Here is an 18,126-nt window from a genome sequence, read left to right as displayed (position 1 = left end):
TGCTGCGCGAATGACCGAGAAAGCACCAGGGCCGGCAGCCAAGCTGCCGGTCCTGTTCTTCTGGCTGGGGTGCCTCGCCCTGTTATCGAGCTGTACCCTGACGCCTCAATATCATGACGAACTCCGTGACTCCCTTGCTTCACGCCCGGACATTCGGGTGAGCATCGTCCAGGGCGGCGAGTTTGACCTGCTGGCCATCGCACATCGCACGACGAGCCAGCGTGCCAGACTCTACCTCGAGGGAGACGGGCGCCCGTGGCTAGCCGGCGGCACACGAGTATCCGAGGATCCCACTCCACGAAATCCACTGGTGCGTCGTTGGATGCTCCAAGACCCGGGGCCGGCCCTTTATCTGGGGCGCCCCTGCTATTTTGGCCTTGGGCCCACTCCCCCCTGTCATCCCGCGCTATGGACGTTCTCGCGCTACTCTGAGGAGGTACTGGACGCGCTGGTCGAGGCTGCCGAAACCTGGTTGGACGCCAATGAGACGATCGAGTCACTGACGCTGGTGGGACATTCCGGTGGCGGCGTGCTCGCGTTGCTCTTGGCGGAGCACCTCGCACGTGCGGACCGAGTTCTGGCCCTGGCAACCCCGGTGGACACAGAGGCCTGGGCCGATCTTCATGGTCACACTCGATTGTTCGACTCGCTCAATCCGGCCGCTCAGGCCAATTGGCGCGAAGGGGTGGAAAGAGTGTTCCTGTTCGGCGCCGATGATAAAACGGTACCACCCCATAACTTCGTGGAGGCGGCCCTCGCTATCCCCGGGAGCCAAGTCATCACCGTGCCGGGAGAAGGGCATCTTTGCTGTGCGCCGCAGCGCGCACTGACCGCCACCTCCCGATGAATGCTCAAGCCGAAGCCAAGGCGTTAGCGTGTGACCGAACCCGGCAAGCACCGGTCTAGTATCTCGTTTCGGCAGTTCGCCTCGCACTCGAAGTGATGACGGTAATGCCGGGGTAACCGAGATGCAGGATCAGCCCGCTGCCCTCGAGCAGCGCCAGCGCCTCGTCGCGCAGGGTGCCGTGGGTATCGGCGATCACGCCGATTGGGGCATCGAGGTCGACACGCTCGGTCTCCATGCGTCGGCTCACCGGCCGCCTTGCTTCTGACTCATGGCGCCGCCCGAGGCCGGACGCTCCACCACGAAGAGATCCGTGGTGCGGGCATAGTCGTTGCCGGCCATGCGCCCGATGGGCCTGAGGCCCTCGCGGTCGACGTGGCGGCCGTCCCAGAGGGCATCGTCGACGTGGATCGACACCACCTCGGCGAGCACCAAGTTGCCGGCCAGGGGCTGATCGCCGAAGCGGATGATCTCGCGCAGGCGGCAGCCGAAGGCCACCGGTGCGCCCGCCACCCGCGGCACCGACACGCCCGGCATCGAGTGCTTGTCGAGCCCCGCATGGGTGAACTCGTCCTCATCGCGAGGCAAGCCCGCGCTGGTGGCATTCAGTTCTTCCACGAGCCCCTCGCCGCCGATGTGCACCACGCACTCCGCCACTTCGTCCAGGTTGTGGATGGTGTCCTTGGCGTTGCCGTCGCCGTCGAGCAGCGGCGAGAAGCCCAGCACCGGCGGATTCACGCTCACCACGTTGAAGAAGGAGAACGGCGCCAGATTGTCGTTGCCTGCGGCGTCCCGGGTCGAGACCCAGGCGATGGGCCGGGGGCAGATGCTGCCCGCGAAGAGCCGGTAGATCTTGCCCGGGCTCAGGCCGTGCTCGTCCAGCAGGTAGTCGCTCATGGACGTTTCTCCGATCGCTGATGAAGGTGCCTCGATGGTAACCGCCCGACCGGCCATCGCCGAGCCCTGTGGCCCTGTACCAATCCGCGTAAGACGTGTTCTCCACCTTGCAGCGCCCCAGAGCGCACGAGGCGCTCCAGGGCCAGATGCAGCCAACCGAAGTTGTCCCAAGGCCCGCCCACCACAGGCGCCACCAACCGCTTATGAGGTGGGCTCGTCGTGCCATGCCAGGAAGGTGCGATAGTCCTGGCGCACGGTGTCGGCATAGCTGACCGCCAGGGTCGTCACCATGTCCACGCAGCGCTCGAGCCGACCCTCGACGCAGGTAACGACGGAACGCGCGAAGCACCCGGGATCGTCGTGGTTCAGGGCATGGGCGCCGCGCAGGTGTTCCCGGGCCAGGATGCGCCCCCACTGCTTGACCAGCTGGCGGTAAGGCTTGGCGCCGTCGAGCTTGTGGGTCGGGAAGTCCTCCTTGTAGGGCGAGCGCTCACGCACCGAGAACACCGTATCGCCCAGGTGCAGCCAGCCCAGGTAGGGGTCGGGGTGCTCGGCGATGGCCTTGAAGGCCGCCGCGTGGCGCACCCCTTCGTGGGGAAAGGCGCGTCGCCAGGCGCGCTTCTCGGCGCCGTCCATCAGCCCCCAGCCCTCCGGCGGAGTCTGCTGCTTGACGTCGAGGATGACGTCGTCGTGCTCATGGTCCTGACCGCCCTCGATCAGCACGTAGAAGCGTTCGAGGCCCAGCGAGCCCGTGCCGGCATCGAGCCGCCGGGTCATGTCCTTGACGCGAAAGTGATCCTCCTCGACCTCGTGCCGAACACCGCCCAGGGTCTGGCGATACTCCTCCTCGACGGCCTTGCGCAGCTGGCTGGCCAGGTGCGCCGGCAGGGCCGCCAGCTTGTCGGGGCGCTCGGCGAAGCGCCGGCCGTCGTCGGTCACGACGGTCCACTTGTCGAGCATCTTCGCCCGGCTCTTCTTCCTGCCCACCTTCTTCATGAAGGGCTCGAGCGGCCCCCTGGCGGTGGCCAGGGTCACCGCGCCGGGCACCTCGCCCTCCACGTGGCCGGCCAGCTCGTCATGGTAGCTGGTGACCAGCGCCTTGAGCGCCTTGCGAATCCCCTTGCCGGACAGGCCGGTATTCTCCCGGGCATCCAGCACCAGGCTGATGGCCAGGCGCCACAGGTCATACTGGTAGTCGCCGATCATGGCGTCGTCGAAATCGTCCATGCCGTAGCGCACGGCATCGTCATGGTGGCCATAGGCGCCGAAGTTGTAGGCATGAGCATCACCCTGTAGCCAGGTCTGGGTCTCCGGCAGGCCGCCGAACAGCGCGAAACGCCAGTCGTGCCAGACGTCCCGCCAGTAGAGATGGTTGGTGCCGCGAAAGAAGCGATAGGGCGACTCGGCCAGCTTGGCGTACTTGGCGTGGCGGTCGCCCTCGTCCAGGGCGGCGTTGGCCGCCTGAACGGCGTCGAGGACCTGGCGGGGACGATTGTGGCGCGTCAGGGGTGGCGACATGCAGAGACTCCCGGTGGCAGACGAGGACCGCGATCCCGCGGCCCTCGCCAGTCAAGCAGCCACCGTCGCCCGGGACAACCCCTCCCCCGACGCGGCGAGCCAGGCCTCCTAGAGGCTGTTGACGAGGACCACCAGGGGCAGCACCGGGCAGACGAAGCGGATGTACCAGGGCCACAGCTTCCAAAACAGGGTGTCCTCGATCTCCGGTGAGCCCCGGCGTAGCTCTTGCAGCTTGGCGTTGCGGGACAGCAGCCAGCCCACGTAGAGGCACACCAGGGCGCCGATCAGCGGCATGTTGTAGGTGATGGTGACGGTGATCGCCCAGCCGAACAGCACCTCGAAGTTCATCAGGATCAGCGTGGAGATCGCGAAAATCACCGCCCCCATCAGCAGGGTCGCCCGCCCCCGCGAGACCCGGCCGGTCTCGACGATGGTCGCCACCGGCACCTCCAGCACCGGGAACATGGAGGTCAGGGCGGCGATCGCCAGCAGGGCGAAGAACAGGATCTCCAGGCCGGCCCCCAGGCCGCCCAACTGGGCGAACATCGCCGGCATTACGTCGAACAGCAGCGTCGAGGAGCTCTGCAACTGGCCGCCGGCGTCGAAGATGTCCACGCCCAGCTCGTCGGCCACGAACATCGAGGGCACGATCAGCAGGCCGGCGATGAAGGCCACGCCCATGTCGATGAACATCACCTGGGCGCCGGTCTTCGGCAGGCTGGCCTCACGGCTCAGGTAGGAGCCGTAGATCACCATGGCGCCGACACCGATGGACAGCGAGAAGAAGGCCTGCCCCATGGCGTCCACCACCAGCTGGCCGGACACCTGGGAGACATCCGGCACCAGGTAGGCGGCGAGCCCGGTGGTGGCGCCGGGCAGGGTCATGACTACCCCGATCAGCGCCAGCATCAGCACGATCAGCAGCGGCATCAGGCGCTTGGACCAACGCTCGATGCCCTTGTTGACGCCGGCCAGTACCACGCCGACGGTCACCAGCATGGCCAGGCTGGCCAGCCCCCAGTCCTTCCAGAAGCCGGCCCCGTCGAGGCGCGTCGCCCAGGCCTCCAGGCCCAGCAGGTCGAGCAGCGGGATCAGGGTGTCGCCGATCAGCCAGCCGGTGACGATGGCGTAGAAGGCCTGGCCCAGGCAGGCGGTGAGGATGGCCAGCCCGCCGATGGCCGCCCCCAGGCGACCGGCCCCGCCGGGCCCGCCGACCCGGCTCATGGCGGCGATGATGCCGCTCTGGGCGTAGCGCCCCAGAGTCAGTTCGGCCATCAGCGCCGGATAGGCGAGGATGAAGGCCATCACCAGGTACAGCAGCAGGAAGGCCCCGCCACCGTTGTTGGCGGCCATGGAGGGAAAGCTCCAGACGTTGCCCAGGCCCACGGCGGCGCCGGCCGCGGCCATCAGGAAGCCGAAGCGGGAAGAGAACTGCGCTCTTGTCTTGGTCATGACGATGAGATCCCGAGGAGTCGTGTCGCGACTCCGCTGTCGTTGTTGTGGTGTGCCGCCTCCCGGCGGCCTAGAGATGGTCGAGGACGTCGAAGTGATCGCAGCCCGGCCGGTCCTTGAGCGTCGAGGCGCCGCCCGCGGCCTGCACCGCGGCATGGTAGTCGCGGCCCTGGCGCCGGAAGGCGGGCGGATCCCGCTCGGCGATCACCACCCGCCGGGGCGGCAGCCGCGACAGGTCGTCGAACAGCGGGCTCAACGAGCGTGCCCGGGCCGGATCGAGGCCCAGCGGCGCGTTGACGTAGGTGTCGACCAGCGGCGTCAGGTCATAGACGCCACTGACCAGCAGCAGCGAAGCGATCTCCACCCCGCCCGGCCCGGCCGCCTCGGCGGCGGCCACCCGGCAGGCCAGCTGGGCGCCGGCGCTGTGGCCCCCCAGGGTCACTCGCCCGGCGCCGCCGCGGTCCGTCAGCGCCGCCAGGGCGAGCGCCAGGCCACGCCGGCATTGCGTCGCCATGGCCTCGATCGAGGTCGCCGGCGCCAGCCCGTAGCCCAGTGAGGCGAAGGCCATGCCCCGGCTCAGGTAGCGCTCGGCCAGGAAGTCGGTCGCGGTATGGTCGAGCTCTTGCCAGTAGCCGCCGTGGATGAACGCCATCAGCGGCCAGGGCCCCGCGCCTTCGGGCACGAAGAGTTCCAGCCGGGCCGCCGGCTCGTCGTCGTCGACCAGCGCCAGCGGCCGCCGACGGGCCGCCAGCGCTCGCCCCTCGGCGGCCTGGCGGGCCAGGGTGGCCTCGGCGTCACGGGCGAACAGGCTGGGGGAATAGTCGCGATCCAGGCCCTGCAGGGTCATGGCGTGCGCTCCTGCTCAGGTCACCGCGGAACGGACGTGGAAGCGCGGTTCCCGATACTCGCCGCTTTCCAGCATCTCACGGAAGTGACGGGCCGCCTGCCAGACGTCCTCGAAGCTCAGGTAGAGCGGCGTGAAGCCGAAGCGCATCAGGCCGGGCTCCCGATAGTCACCGATCACCCCCCGGGCGATCAGCGCCTGGACGATGGCGAAGCCGTTCTCGGTATCCACCAGCGACACCTGGCTGCCCCGCTCCCCCGCCGCCGGGGTGATGTCCTCGATGCCGTGGACGAGCAGCAGGTCGGCCAGGCAGTCTCGGAACAGTTCGGTCATCGCCAGGCTCTTCTCGCGCAGGGCCGCCATGTCGACGTCGGCCCACATCGTCAGCGAGGCCTCCAGCGCGCTGTAGATCAGCGCCGAGTGGGTGCCGGTGCGGAAGCGGGTGATATCGCCGGCCGGCGCATAGTCGTCCTCGAAGGCGAAGGGCGCGGCATGGCCGTGCCAGCCGGAGAGCGGCTGCCAGCCGCCGCCCTGATGGTCGCGATGGGCGTACAGGAAGGCCGGCGCGCCGGGGCCGCCGTTGAGGTACTTGTAGGTGCAGCCCACGGCATAGCGGGCGCCGCAGGCGTTGAGGTCCACCGGCAGGGCCCCGGCGGAGTGGGCCAGGTCCCAGATGACCTCCGCGCCCCGCTCGTGCACCTGGCGGGTGATCGCCGCCATGTCGCGCAGCCGGCCGGTGCGGTAGTTGACCTGGCTCAGCACCACCACGGCGACACCGTCCAGGTGGTCGGCCAGCTCGGCTCCCTCGGGCAGGAAGCGATGCTCGAAGTCGCCGAAGCGGCAGAAGCCCTGGGCGATGTAGCCATCGGTGGGGAAGTTGCCGCCCTCGCTGAGCACCACCCGCCGGCCATCCGTGCGCTGGCCGGTGATATAGCCCAGCAGCTTGAAGATGTTGAGGGTGATGTTGTCGGTGACGACCACCTCGCCCTGGCCGGCGCCGATCACCGGCGCCAGCAGGTTGCCGAGCCGTTCCGGGGCATCGAACCAGCCCTGGTTCCAGCCCTTGATCAGCTCGTCGCGCCACTGGTCCAGGGTGCCGGCGACCGCCTCGCGGGCGCTCACAGGCTGGGCGCCCAGGGAATTGCCGTCGAGGTAGAGCACGCCCTCGGGGAGGGCGAAGTGCGGCTTGAAGCCGGCCAGGGGGTCCTGGCGATCGAGTTCGCGTGCGTGGTCGAGGGATACGCCCATCTGAAGCCTCCGGGGCCATGCCGATATTGGGTTGAATATCGGCATTCTAGAGGCAGAGGCGCGCGGCGGGGTTGCGTTTTGCGCTCCTACCGGCCAGCGTATGCGCAAACATCTTGCATACATTATGCGTAAAACGAAAAATGCTTTCCCTCGACCGCTTCGACCTGAAGATCCTGCACGCCCTGCAGCAGGATGCCCGCCTCACCCTGGGAACCCTGTCCGAGACGGTGGCCCTCTCGGCCAGCCAGTGCTCGCGGCGCATCGCCCGCCTCGAGCGAGAGGGTGTCATCCAGGGCTACTCGCTGCGGCTGGACCCGGCGTCCCTGGGCCTGTCGGTGACCGCCTTCATCTTCGTCTCCGTGGACAAGCACCGCATGAACACGCCCCAGCAGGCCGTGGCCGCCCTGCTGGCCCGGGACGAGGTCATCGAGTGCCATGCCATCACCGGCAACCACGACTTCATCCTCAAGGTGGTGATCGAGGACCTCGGCGCGCTGTCGCGCTTCCTCTCCGAGGCCGTGAGCCCCCTCGAGGGGCTGCGCGACGTCGCCACCCAGGTCGCTATGGACACCCTCAAGACCAATGGCCCGCTGAAGGTCGAGGCGAGCTATTAAGCTGGCAATCAAAGAGATCATCCTGATCTCTTTGATCGTCGCCCGCGCCGACCTGACGGCCGGCGGCGGCACGTCCCTGTGCCGCAATTAACCCGGCATAAACGCTTGCCTGGTTAATGAGTCGCGGCGGTCAGCGTACCTGCTGGCGGATCTGGCGGGCCTTGTCCTGCAGCAGCGGCAGGTACTCGCCGAGCAGGGTGTCGAAGTCCACGCGCGCGGCGTTGGTGCTGATGTTGATGGCGCCGATGAGCCGGCCGGTGGCGTAGAAGGCCGGCACCGCCAGGGAGCGCAGCCCGGAATCCAATTCCTGGTCCGCGACGGCATAGCCCTGCCGACGCGCCTCGAGGATGCGCTCGCGCAGCGCCGCCGTGTCGGTGACGGTCTTGTCCGTGTAGCGCTCGAGGGTCACCCGCGCCAGGAAGGCCTCGAGCTCATCGTCGGGCAACTGGGCCAGCAGCACCCGACCCATGGAGGTATGGGCGGCCGGCAAGCGAGTCCCCACCGCGAGGCTGATGGCCATCAGCCGGTGCTTGGCCGCCGAGCGCGCCACGTAGGTGACCTCGTCGCCGTCCAGCACGCCCAGCGACGACGACTCGCCGCACTCGGCGGTGATGTCCTCGAGCACCTGCTGGATGACGCTCTGGTAGCCGTTGGCCGAGAGGAAGGCATACCCCAGCTGCAGCACCCGGGGCGCCAGCTCGAAGTGGCGCTGGGTCTTGCGCACATAGCCCAGGGAATGGAGCGTCAGGAGAAAGCGCCGGGCACGGGCCCGATTCATTCCCGTGCGGGCCGCCACCTCGCTGAGGGTCATGCGCGGATGCTCCTCGTCGAAGGCCAGGATCACCTCCAGCCCACTGGCCAGTGCCGTGACGAAGTCCCGGTCGTCCGGGCCCAATACCTCTTCCTGCATCCCGTCCTCCCCTCTGCCGGATGATAGCGCCGAGACGACGCCGTCCGGGATTCAATCTATCACACCCGTTCGCTAAGCGAACATCCGTACCCCTCTGCCCCGAAAAGCCTCCTGCCACCTTAGACCTTAGTCGCATTCCGCGACACTGGAGCGATCTCGAACCCCCTTTCCCGCCGGAGGGTTAGCGTCTCCCTGGGCCAGGCATCGCATGACCGATACCACCCAACGACTTTGACCCACCTCCCGGGCGGCGCTAAATTGTTCGCATAACAAATTGATGTTCGCAAATCGAACAATCCAGGCGGTTGTCCACGGCGGGCAGCGGCCTCCGAGTCCACCCCCAACAGAGGTGCACCATCATGGCCGAGTTTCTCAGCCTGCATGACGCGGTCGCGCGCTACGTCCAGGACGGCGCCACCGTCGCCATGGAGGGCTTCACCCACCTGATCCCCTTCGCCGCGGGCCACGAGGTGATCCGCCAGGGCAAGCGCGACCTGACCCTGATCCGCATGACCCCCGACCTGGTCTACGACCAGTTGATCGGCGCGGGGTGCGCGAAGAAGGTGATCTTCTCCTGGGGCGGCAACCCGGGCGTGGGCTCCCTGCATCGCCTGCGCGACGCCGTGGAGAAGGGCTGGCCCCACAAGGTCGAGATCCTCGAGCACAGCCACGCCGCCATGGCCTGCGCCTTCGAGGCCGGCGCCGCCGGCCTGCCGCTGGCCGTGCTGCGCGGCTATGTGGGCAGCGAGCTGCCCAGCGTCAACGATCAGATCAAGTTCATCGACTGCCCCTTCACCGGCGAGCGCCTGGCCGCGGTGCCCTCGGTGCGCCCGGACGTCTCCATCGTCCATGCCCAGAAGGCCGACCGCGCCGGCAATGTGCTGGTAGAGGGCATCGTCGGGGTGCAGAAGGAAGCGGTGCTGGCGGCGAAGCAGAGCATCGTCACCGTCGAGGAGATCGTCGACGACCTGACCGCCCTGCCGGACTATCACCCCAATGCCTGCGTGATCCCCGGCTGGGCCATCGACGCCATCGCCGTGGCCGAGAAAGGCTCGCTGCCCTCCTATGCGCATGGCTACTACCCGCGCAACAACCGCTTCTACAAGGAGTGGGACGCCATCGCCCGGGATCGCGACGCCTTCACCAAGTGGATCGATGAGAACGTCATGAACGCAGGGGGGAACGCCTGATGAGTAACGACTACACCTCCGCCGAGATGATGACGGTGACCGCAGCGCGGGCGCTGGAGAACGGCACCACCTGCTTCGTCGGCATCGGCCTGCCCAGCGAGGCCGCCAACCTGGCGCGCCTGACCCATGCCCCGGACGTGGTGCTGATCTACGAGTCCGGCACCCTGCAGACCAAGCCCGAGGTGCTGCCGCTCTCCATCGGTGACGGCGAGCTCGCCGAGACGGCCCTGACCACCGTCTCGGTGCCCGAGATGTTCCGCTACTGGCTGCAGGGCGGAAAGATCAATGTAGGCTTCCTGGGGACCGCCCAGATCGACCGCTACTGCAACCTCAACACCACGCTGATCGGCGACTATCGAGAGCCCAAGGTGCGCCTGCCGGGCGGCGGCGGGGCCCCGGAGATCGCCACCAACGCCGGCGAGGTCTTCATCACCCTGAAGCACTCCAAGCGGGCGTTCGTCGACGAGGTGGACTTCGTCACCACCCTGGGCTTCGGTCGCGACGGCAAGGGCCGCGACGGCGTGCCCAACATCGGCCGTGGCCCGACCCGGGTGATCACCGACCTGTGCGTGATGAAGCCCGACCCCGAGACCAAAGAGCTCACGGTCGTCTCGATGCATCCCGGCGTGACCGCCCGGGACGTCCAGGAGGCCACCGGCTGGGAGATCCGCTTCGCCGACGCGCTCGAGACCACCCCCGAGCCCTCGGCCCACGAGCTCGAGATCCTGCGCGACCTGAAAGAACGTACCGCCCGTCAACACGCCGGCGAATAAGAGGAGCCCCCGATGAGTGACGTCTACCTGTGTCATCCCCGGCGCACCGCCGTGGGCCGCTTCGGCGGCACCCTGGCCGGCGTGCGCCCCGACGACTTCGCCGCCACCATCTTCCAGGCGGTGCTGGCCGAGGCCCCCGATCTCGATCCGGCCGCCATCGAGGAAGTCTTCATGGGCTGCGCCAACCAGGCCGGCGAGGACAACCGGAACGTGGCTCGCATGTCCGCCCTGCTGGCGGGCCTGCCGACCTCGGTGCCCGGCACCACCCTGAACCGCCTGTGCGGCTCCGGGATGGATGCGGTGGGCACCGCCTTCCGCGCCATCAAGGCCGGCGAGATGGACCTGGCGCTGGCCGGCGGCGTGGAGTCCATGTCCCGCGCGCCCTTCGTGATGGGCAAGGCCGAGACCGCCTTCTCCCGCGGGCAGAAGATCGAGGACACCACCATCGGCTGGCGCTTCGTCAATCCGCAGATGAAGAAGGCCTACGGCGTGGACTCCATGCCGGAGACCGCTGAGAACGTGGCCGAGCGCTTCGCCATCGCCCGGGAGGACCAGGACGCCTTCGCCCTGCGCTCCCAGCAGAAGGCCGCCGCCGCCCAGCAGGCCGGCCGCTTCGCCCGCGAGATCACGGTCATCGAGATCCCGCGGCGCAAGCAGGAGCCGCTGCTCTTCGACCAGGACGAGCACCTGCGCGAGACCAGCCTCGAGAAACTCGCCAAGCTGTCCACGCCCTTCCGCGAGGGCGGCAGCGTCACCGCCGGCAACGCCTCCGGGGTCAACGACGGCGCGGCGGCGATGCTGGTGGCCAGCCAGGCGGCGGTGCAGCGCCATGGCCTCACGCCCATGGCGAAGATCCTCGGCATGGCCACCGCCGGCGTGGAGCCCGCCATCATGGGCTATGGCCCGGTGCCGGCGGTGAAGCGGCTGCTCGAGCGCACCGGCGTGCCCCTCGACGAGGTCGACGTCATCGAGCTCAACGAGGCCTTCGCCGCCCAGGCGCTGGCCTGCATGCGCGACCTGGGGCTCGAGGACGACGACCCGCGGGTCAACCCCAACGGCGGCGCCATCGCCCTGGGCCACCCGCTGGGCATGTCCGGCGCCCGCCTGCTGCTGACCGCGGCCCATGAACTGCAGCAGAGCGGCAAGCGCTATGCCCTGTGCACCATGTGCGTCGGCGTGGGGCAAGGCATCGCCACGCTGATCGAGAGGGCCTGAGCCCCAGGTCGAAGAGACAAGACGAAAGAGGGAAGTCATACATGGCATTTCTGAACATCGACGGCCGCGCCGTGGCTTATCGCCTGCTGGGCGACGCAACCCGGCCCCTGGTGATCCTGGCGCATCCGCTGGGCATGACCCAGGCGGTCTGGGACGAGCTGCTGCCCGCGCTGCTGCCGTCCTACCGGGTGCTCACCTGGGACCTGCCGGGTCACGGGGCCAGCGAGGCCTGGCCCGCCGACGGCGGCGAGATCACCCCCGCCGCGCTCGCCGCCGAGGCCCTGGCCCTGGCCGACCGGGCCGGCGCCGAGCGTTTCCACTTCGTCGGCACCTCCATCGGCGGCGTGGTCGGGCAGCAACTGGTGGCCGAGCACGGCGATCGCCTGCTGTCCGCGACCCTGACCAACACCGGGGCGGTGATCGGCAATGCCGAGCTGTGGACCACCCGCGCCGCCCGGGTGCGCGAGGAAGGGCTAGCGGCCATATCTGCCGAAATCGTGCCGCGCTGGTTCGCCCCGGCCTGCTTCGAGGCCGAGCCGGCCCTGAAGGCGGGCTGGTGCACCCAGATGGGCCGCGGCGACGACGAATCCTATGCCCGGCTCTGCAAGATGCTCGGGCGCCACGCCTTCACCGGCAAGCTGGCGGGCAAGGGCGTCACGGTGCAGCTGCTGGGCGGCAGCGAGGACCTGGCGACCCCGCCGGCCAGCCTCGAGGCACTCGCCGCCGAGCTCGACGGGGCGCCCCTGGAGATCCTCGAGGGCGTCGGCCACGTGCCCTCCGTGGAGGTCCCGGCGCGGTTCGCCGAGACGCTGCTGACCGCATTCCCGTCATCCGCCTGACAAGCACTTGCCCCCTTTCCACGGCCGGCCCAACGGCTGGCCGATGACCAGGGTGTCCTTCCCGGCTGCAAACGGCACCTCAGTGTCGACGACGATGATCGGGCCGCGATCGCACCCTTGACACTAACCAGGCACGCCAAGCGAGTTCCTTGGCGCCATACTGCCGCTCAAGCCCGACATGGCCAGCTCGCGGCCGGCGCCAACGCCCCCTATTCAAGTGTATGAGAACTCGCTGCAGCTGGTGGGGTGGCTCGCCGACGAGATGCTGAAGTATGACATCAAGCCTGAGATCGAAGCCTTCGACATGTCGCATTTCCACCAGGTGGTGCATCTACCCACCTGCTCGGCAAGCTGGTGCTACCGGCGGCGCCCGATGGCCTGCTAGCGAAGCTCGTCCGCGGTCACATGAGGACAGCGGCCTGAGCAAGAGAAGCGGTTCTGGAGCCCCGCAGCACCTTCCTCCCGGTAGCGAAGTGGCCACGTGCAGACCGTTCTCATACTGATGCTTGAGCCTGGGCGACCTCCGTTGGCCGAAGCCCTCCCTCGACGACTCGTTGGACCAACAGGGCTCGACCATGCGGTGTGAGACGGACATTCTTATGGGTGTTCATCCGGGCCTCTTGGAGGTTGGTTTGGGTCGCACCTCCAATTGTCCGGGTAGGTTCCGGATGAACGACCTACCGAGAGATCACACCTAGCCGATGGCCAGCGACGCCTCGAGCAGGCCCCCCTTGGCGAGGCTCTCCATAACCGAGAAGTGATGGGTACCAGGCACGCTCGAGACCTCGATAGCCTCGAGACGGGCCCCCCAGCGGCGGGCCAGTTCCCGGGACTGCCAGTGGAATTCCTCGCTTTCCCGCTCCCCCACGGTCAGGTGCAGGCGCATCCCGGGGTTGGGGGTCGCGAACATCGGGCTCAACGCCCGGGCCGTCTCGGCGTCCGGCAGGCCGAGCAGAGGACCGAAGCTCATGTGGCGCATCGGCTCGAGCTCGAACAGCCCGCTGACCAGCAGCGCGGAGTGCAGGGGCGCAACGGGCATGGCCGGGTCCAGGGCCGGCCAGTCGGTGCTGGCCAGGCAGGCCCCCAGGTACCCCCCGGCGCTGTGCCCGCAGACCTGGATCCGCGACCGGTCGACGCCATACCGCTCGGCGCCGTGCCAGAGGTGGCGCAACGCCAGCCGCGCGTCCTCGACCTGGTCGGCGATCGTCGCCTCCGGGCACAGCCGGTAGTTGAGCAGCGCCACCGCCCAGCCGGCGTTGAGATGGCCCTCGATCAGCGACGCGTGCTCGGCCTTGTCCATGGCCTGCCAGTAGCCGCCGTGGATGAATACCAGCAGCGGCGCGTTCGGCCGCGGCACGGGAAAGAAGTCGAAGCGCTGCAGCGGCGCCTCGCCATAAGGCAGGTCCCGGTGCGCGTCTCGCGACGCCAGGACACGCTCCCCCGCGTCCCGCCAGCGCTCGAAGATCGCCAGATGCTCGGGCACGGCCGCCCGGGCGCTGTAGGCCGCGTCGATCTCGGCCGCGGTCATACCGCGCCACATCGGCTCGTCACGCGGCGGCGCTGTCGTCCCCTGATGCAGTGCCAAGGCCAACGTCACCCGCGGCGCCGACGCCGACTCGATCGTGAACTCCGCCGGTTTGAAGCCACCGAAGACCTCTCGCCAACGCCGGTCGCAGGCCGGGTCACGGGGAACCAGCCGGCCCCCCGGCGAGGTCACGGTCAGCCGCGCCATGCCGGCCGGCGAGCACCGTGCGGCCTTGAGGCGTCCGAGCAGCACCACCGCCGCATCGCGATAGGCGGCCGCCCTGGCCGCCGGAGAGTCGTCGTCCAGGGCCGCCACGGCCCCAAGGGTCGTCATCGTCATGGCGGTCATCCGATCAGCGCCAGGGTCAGCCAGGGCTGCCAGGCCAGCAGCACCAGCGCCAACAGGCTCATCAACAGGAAGGGCCACAGCGCACGGAAGATCCGCATCGGCGGCACCCCGGTCATCGACGAACCGATGTACAGCCCCGCCCCCACCGGCGGCGTCAGCAGGCCCAGCACCAGGGTCAGGCAGACCACTACCCCGAACTGGTAGGCGCTGATGTCGAACTGCTGCTGGGCGATCGGCAGCAGGATCGGCACCACCAGGATCAGCGCGGCGATGCCGTCGACGATCATCCCCACCAGCAACAGGATGCCCACCACCAGCAGCAGGAAGGCGAAGGGATCGTCGGTCATCCCGGCGATCCAGGCGGCGGCCATCTGCGGCAGCTCCTCGTAGACGATCACCCAGCCAAACACCCCGGCGGCGGCGATCAGCATGATCACCAGGCCGGCATTGAAGGCGGTCCGCTTGAGGATCTCCGGCAGCCTGGCGAAGGTCAGGTCGCGATAGACGTAGCGGCCGATCAGCAGCGCCGCCAGGGAGGCCAGCGCCGCCGACTCGGTGGGCGTGGCCAGCCCGGCGAGGATGCCACCGATGATGATCAGCGGGATGCTCATCGCCGGCAGGCCCATCAGCAGGAAGCGCCGGGCCTGGGCGCGGCTCGGCCACTGGCCGCGCGGATACTGCTGCACCAGGCCCACCGCGGCGATGGCCAGGAAGAACAGCCCGCCCATCATGAGCCCCGGCAGGATCCCGGCGATGAACATGTCGGCGATCGGCACCTGGGCCATCACCCCGTAGAGCACGAACAGCATCGACGGCGGAATGATCGGCGACAGCAGCCCGCCGGCGGCGGTGATCGCCGCGGCGAAGGGCTTGTCATAGCCCTCCTCTTCCATGGCCGGGACCATGGCCCGGGACATGATGGCGATCTGCGAGGCCGCCGAGCCGACGATGGCCGCCATCATCATGTTGGCCACCAGGTTGATGTAGACCAGCCCGCCGCGGAAGCCGCCGACCAGGATCCGCGCCAGGTCGATCAACCGCCGGGTCAGCCCGCCCTCGTTCATCAGCTCGCCGGCGAGCATGAACAGCGGAATCGCCAGCAGGCCATAGTTCTCGATGGCCCCGTACAGCTGCTGGGGATAGGAGGCGAACAGCAGGGTGTTGCCGGAGTCGGCGATGTACCAGGCGGCGGTGAGCGCCAGCACCAAGGCGATGGGCACCGCACCCAGCAGCAGCGCGGCGAAGACGACGAGCGTCATGCGTACCTCCTCGGCGCGGCGGCCAGGTTCCTGAGCCCCTCGCCCAGATTGACCACGGCATGCAGGGCGAGCGAGACGGCGAAGATGGGCAGGCACAGCCACACCCAGAACTTGGGAATGCCCAGCGTGCGTGAGGTCTCGGAGTACATGAAGTTGAAGGTCTCTCCCTGGAAGGCCTGGATATCGAAGCCGCTGGCCCACAGGGTCGCCGGGTCGTACCAGCGCCAGCAGAGCGCGGCCAGGAACAGCGCGAAGAACAGCACCAGCGCATCCACAGCCAGCGCCAGCAATCGCCGCAGGCCCGCCGGCAGGGCATCGAGCAGCAGGGTCACGGCGACGCCCTCGCGGCGCTTGAGCGTCGCCGAGGTGGTGAAGAAGGTCATCCAGATCATGGCGTGGATGGCCAGCTCGTCGGTCCAGTAGAGGGCATGGCCGAGGGCGCGGGTGGCGATGTTGAGCAGGATCAGCAGGGTGACCAGCGCCGCCAGTCCCGCCGCGATGGCCCCCTCGCAGCGGGCAATGTCGGACGAGAGTCGTTTGAACATGACGGCCTCCGGACGCCCCGGCGCCGGGCCGGGGCGATGGCAGGTGGATGGGGGGTCAGTCGGCCAGCTCGGCGGCCGTCTCGCGAAGCGCGGCCAGCGACGGAGCCTTGGGCGCCCAGACGCCTTCCCACTTCTCGGTGGCCTCGGCGAAGAAGGCGGGATCAATCTCGGTGACGGTGATGTCCTGCTGGCGCAGGTCCTCGCCCCAGGCGGCGTGATGTTCCTGGAAGCGGGCCATGACGTTGTCGGCGTGCTCGGCCATGCTGGCTCGGATCAGCTCGCGATCCGCCCCGTCGAGCTGCGCCCAGACGCGCCCGGAGACCACCGCCACCATGGGGAACATCATGTGGTTGGAGACCACCAGGTTCTCGGCCTGCTCGTAGAATTTCAGCAACCGAATGGAATCGTAATCCATGTCGATGGCATCGACCTGGCCGTTGGCCAGGGCATCGTAGACCGCGGGCAGCGGCAGCGGCGTGGGCGCGGCCCCGGCGGCGGCGTAGAAGTCGCGGATCGGGTCGAAGGGCGTGATGCGCACCTTGAGCCCGCTCAGGTCCTCGGCGGACTCGATGGGCTCGCGGCTGAGGATCTGGCGCATGCCGGCCATGCCGTAGCCCACGCCCACCAGGCCAGTGCGGGCCGGCATCTGCTCGAGCAGCTCGGCGGCAGTATTGGAGCGCAGCAGCGCCGCGGCCTGATCGATGTCCTCCACCAGGAAGGGCGCGTAGAGGGCGCCGAAGTCGGGGATACGGTTGGAGATCTCGGCGATGGTCAGGAAGGCCATGTCCAGGGAGCCTGCCTGGAGCTGCTGGACCATCTGCGCCTCGGTGCCGAGCTGCTGGGCGGGGAAGATGCTGACGCTGTGCTCGCCGTCGGAACGCTCGGCCAGGTCATCCGCGAACCCCTGGGCCTCCTGGGCCCAGATGTGCGACTGCGGCGTGATCAGGCCGAGCCGGAAGTCGCGCGCCTGGGCGGTGAAAGCGGTGACGGAAAGCGACGCCGCCACGGCGGCCGTCATCAGGGTCTTGAGCTTGTTCATGGGGATGCCTCTGTTGTTGTCGTCTGGCGGGATGCCGCCGGCCCCGAGGGGCCGGCCATCAATGCGGGGCGTTACACCCTGGCGGTAGCGGCCTGCTGGCTGGCCTGGTCCTGCGCGTCTTCCTTGGCCCGCGGGCGCTTGTGGCGCTGCTGAAGCTCCGCTTCAGCGGTCGCCGACAGCGCGACGTCGAACACCACCTCGGTGAACGGCCCCTCGAAGCCGCGTGCCGCGATGGCGGCAGCATCCTCGATGCGCCGCCCTTCCACCACCAGCTCCTCGCGGGTGGCGAAGGCGAAGTCGTCGAAGGTGTAGGGATCGCCGGCCAGGTTGATCTGGGTGGTCAGGTGCTGATGCCCCGGCGCCGAGACGAAGTAGTGGATATGCGCCGGGCGCTGGCCGTGGCGGCCCAGGGCCTTGAGGACCTGATCGGTGGGCGCGCCTTCCGGCACGCCGTAGCCGGAGGGCACGATGCTACGCACCGCGTAGCGGCCCTCGGCGTCGGTGATGATCGAGCGGCGCAGGTTGTATTCGCTCTGGGACGGGTCGAAGAAGGAGTAGCCGCCCTTGGAGTCGGCGTGCCAGATCTCGACCTTGGCCCCGGCGACCGGCTGGCCGTCGGTGTCGCGCACCTGGCCGGTCAGCCACATCGCCTCGCCGTCGGTGTCGCTGCCGTCGTCCATGCGCCCGCTGCCCTGGAGCTCGGGGGCGCCGGCCACGTACAGCGGGCCCTCGATGGTGCGCGGCGTGCCGCCGGTGCGGCCGGCCTCGGCGTCGGCGGCGTCCAGGCGCATGTCCAGGTAGTGATCGAAACCGAGCCCCGGGGCCAGCAGGCCGAACTGGGTGCCCTGGCCCAGCGCGTTGAGCACGCTGACGCTGCTCCAGAACTCCTCGGGGCTGACATCGAAGTCGTCGATCAGCCGATACAGGTCGGAGAGCAGGCGATGCAGGATCTGCTTGGCGCGCTCGTTGCCGCCGTCCTGGTCGAAGCCGCTGACGGCCTTCAGGAAGTCCTGAACCTCGGGCGTGTCGAAAATCTTCACGGTCATGGTCATTTCCTCGGTTGTTG

General features: G+C 68.6%; 20 protein-coding genes. 7 read left to right on the top strand and 13 right to left on the bottom strand.

All coding sequences use genetic code 11. The features are described 5' to 3' along the window. Window positions 1–10 precede the first annotated feature (10 nt). On the top strand, window positions 11–847 hold the full coding sequence (locus FEI13_RS03015; RefSeq protein WP_138179389.1) for an alpha/beta fold hydrolase: 837 nt from the start codon (window positions 11–13) through the stop codon (window positions 845–847). 55 nt (window positions 848–902) lie between these two features. Here FEI13_RS03015 and FEI13_RS03010 read toward each other — a convergent pair whose 3' ends face one another. The 6 genes from FEI13_RS03010 to kynU form a co-directional block, all read right to left on the bottom strand. After that, window positions 903–1,082 (bottom strand): hypothetical protein, encoded by a 180-nt coding sequence (locus FEI13_RS03010; protein WP_420841556.1) that lies wholly within the window; start codon window positions 1,080–1,082, stop codon window positions 903–905. 8 nt (window positions 1,083–1,090) lie between these two features. Further along, the gene (locus FEI13_RS03005; RefSeq protein WP_138179387.1) at window positions 1,091–1,741 is read right to left on the bottom strand and encodes a flavin reductase family protein; all 651 of its coding nucleotides are present in this window, start codon (window positions 1,739–1,741) and stop codon (window positions 1,091–1,093) included. Window positions 1,742–1,942: 201 nt separating this feature from the next. Further along, on the bottom strand, window positions 1,943–3,259 hold the full coding sequence (locus FEI13_RS03000; protein WP_138179385.1) for a DUF2252 domain-containing protein: 1,317 nt from the start codon (window positions 3,257–3,259) through the stop codon (window positions 1,943–1,945). Window positions 3,260–3,367: 108 nt separating this feature from the next. Then, complete coding sequence (locus FEI13_RS02995; RefSeq protein ID WP_138179383.1) at window positions 3,368–4,711, bottom strand: sodium-dependent transporter; 1,344 nt, start codon at window positions 4,709–4,711, stop codon at window positions 3,368–3,370. Between the two features lie 70 nt (window positions 4,712–4,781). Beyond that, window positions 4,782–5,558: an alpha/beta hydrolase gene (locus FEI13_RS02990; RefSeq protein WP_138179381.1), complete on the bottom strand. Its 777-nt coding sequence runs from the start codon at window positions 5,556–5,558 to the stop codon at window positions 4,782–4,784. Between the two features lie 15 nt (window positions 5,559–5,573). Beyond that, window positions 5,574–6,803, bottom strand: a complete 1,230-nt coding sequence (gene kynU, locus FEI13_RS02985) for a kynureninase (protein ID WP_138179379.1) — start codon at window positions 6,801–6,803, stop codon at window positions 5,574–5,576. 140 nt (window positions 6,804–6,943) lie between these two features. Here kynU and FEI13_RS02980 point away from each other — a divergent pair, with 140 nt between their 5' ends. Next, window positions 6,944–7,417 (top strand): Lrp/AsnC family transcriptional regulator, encoded by a 474-nt coding sequence (locus FEI13_RS02980; protein WP_138179377.1) that lies wholly within the window; start codon window positions 6,944–6,946, stop codon window positions 7,415–7,417. A 130-nt stretch (window positions 7,418–7,547) separates the two neighbouring features. Here the strand turns inward: FEI13_RS02980 and FEI13_RS02975 are convergent, their stop codons facing one another. Then, window positions 7,548–8,327 carry an IclR family transcriptional regulator domain-containing protein gene (locus tag FEI13_RS02975; protein ID WP_138179375.1) on the bottom strand — a complete coding sequence of 260 codons (780 nt, stop codon included), beginning with the start codon at window positions 8,325–8,327 and terminating at the stop codon, window positions 7,548–7,550. Between the two features lie 359 nt (window positions 8,328–8,686). Here FEI13_RS02975 and FEI13_RS02970 point away from each other — a divergent pair, with 359 nt between their 5' ends. The 5 genes from FEI13_RS02970 to FEI13_RS02950 all read left to right on the top strand — a co-directional run bounded on the left by FEI13_RS02970 (window position 8,687) and on the right by FEI13_RS02950 (window position 12,729). Further along, window positions 8,687–9,517: a CoA transferase subunit A gene (locus FEI13_RS02970; protein ID WP_138179373.1), complete on the top strand. Its 831-nt coding sequence runs from the start codon at window positions 8,687–8,689 to the stop codon at window positions 9,515–9,517. Beyond that, window positions 9,517–10,290 (top strand): CoA-transferase subunit beta, encoded by a 774-nt coding sequence (locus FEI13_RS02965; RefSeq protein WP_138179371.1) that lies wholly within the window; start codon window positions 9,517–9,519, stop codon window positions 10,288–10,290. The genes FEI13_RS02970 and FEI13_RS02965 overlap by 1 nt, the downstream gene beginning before the upstream one ends. Window positions 10,291–10,302: 12 nt before the next feature. Then, window positions 10,303–11,505 (top strand): 3-oxoadipyl-CoA thiolase, encoded by a 1,203-nt coding sequence (pcaF, locus tag FEI13_RS02960; protein WP_138179369.1) that lies wholly within the window; start codon window positions 10,303–10,305, stop codon window positions 11,503–11,505. Window positions 11,506–11,546: 41 nt separating this feature from the next. Further along, window positions 11,547–12,344 carry an alpha/beta fold hydrolase gene (locus FEI13_RS02955; protein WP_138179367.1) on the top strand — a complete coding sequence of 266 codons (798 nt, stop codon included), beginning with the start codon at window positions 11,547–11,549 and terminating at the stop codon, window positions 12,342–12,344. Between the two features lie 157 nt (window positions 12,345–12,501). Continuing rightward, window positions 12,502–12,729 (top strand): 3-keto-5-aminohexanoate cleavage protein, encoded by a 228-nt coding sequence (locus FEI13_RS02950; RefSeq protein ID WP_338035070.1) that lies wholly within the window; start codon window positions 12,502–12,504, stop codon window positions 12,727–12,729. 109 nt (window positions 12,730–12,838) lie between these two features. On the opposite strand, the gene FEI13_RS19710 is transcribed toward FEI13_RS02950, so the two are convergent. The 6 genes from FEI13_RS19710 to catA all read right to left on the bottom strand — a co-directional run bounded on the left by FEI13_RS19710 (window position 12,839) and on the right by catA (window position 18,106). After that, the gene (locus FEI13_RS19710; protein ID WP_138179363.1) at window positions 12,839–12,955 is read right to left on the bottom strand and encodes a leucine zipper domain-containing protein; all 117 of its coding nucleotides are present in this window, start codon (window positions 12,953–12,955) and stop codon (window positions 12,839–12,841) included. 83 nt (window positions 12,956–13,038) lie between these two features. Further along, complete coding sequence (locus FEI13_RS02940; protein ID WP_158294506.1) at window positions 13,039–14,208, bottom strand: alpha/beta hydrolase; 1,170 nt, start codon at window positions 14,206–14,208, stop codon at window positions 13,039–13,041. A 5-nt stretch (window positions 14,209–14,213) separates the two neighbouring features. Next, window positions 14,214–15,476, bottom strand: coding sequence for a TRAP transporter large permease (locus FEI13_RS02935; protein WP_138179359.1), 1,263 nt, complete (start codon window positions 15,474–15,476; stop codon window positions 14,214–14,216). Further along, complete coding sequence (locus FEI13_RS02930; RefSeq protein WP_138179357.1) at window positions 15,473–16,021, bottom strand: TRAP transporter small permease; 549 nt, start codon at window positions 16,019–16,021, stop codon at window positions 15,473–15,475. The genes FEI13_RS02935 and FEI13_RS02930 overlap by 4 nt, the downstream gene beginning before the upstream one ends. Before the next feature lie 55 nt (window positions 16,022–16,076). Next, window positions 16,077–17,060 (bottom strand): TRAP transporter substrate-binding protein, encoded by a 984-nt coding sequence (locus FEI13_RS02925; protein WP_138179355.1) that lies wholly within the window; start codon window positions 17,058–17,060, stop codon window positions 16,077–16,079. A 71-nt stretch (window positions 17,061–17,131) separates the two neighbouring features. Continuing rightward, the gene (gene catA, locus FEI13_RS02920; protein ID WP_138179353.1) at window positions 17,132–18,106 is read right to left on the bottom strand and encodes a catechol 1,2-dioxygenase; all 975 of its coding nucleotides are present in this window, start codon (window positions 18,104–18,106) and stop codon (window positions 17,132–17,134) included. Window positions 18,107–18,126 lie beyond the last annotated feature (20 nt).

Origin of the sequence: Halomonas urmiana (assembly GCF_005780185.1) — a bacterium.
In the GTDB taxonomy this organism is placed as follows: domain Bacteria; phylum Pseudomonadota; class Gammaproteobacteria; order Pseudomonadales; family Halomonadaceae; genus Halomonas; species Halomonas urmiana.
The sequence above is the reverse complement of the archived record's forward strand: the minus strand, read 5'-3'. Positions and strand labels throughout refer to the sequence as shown.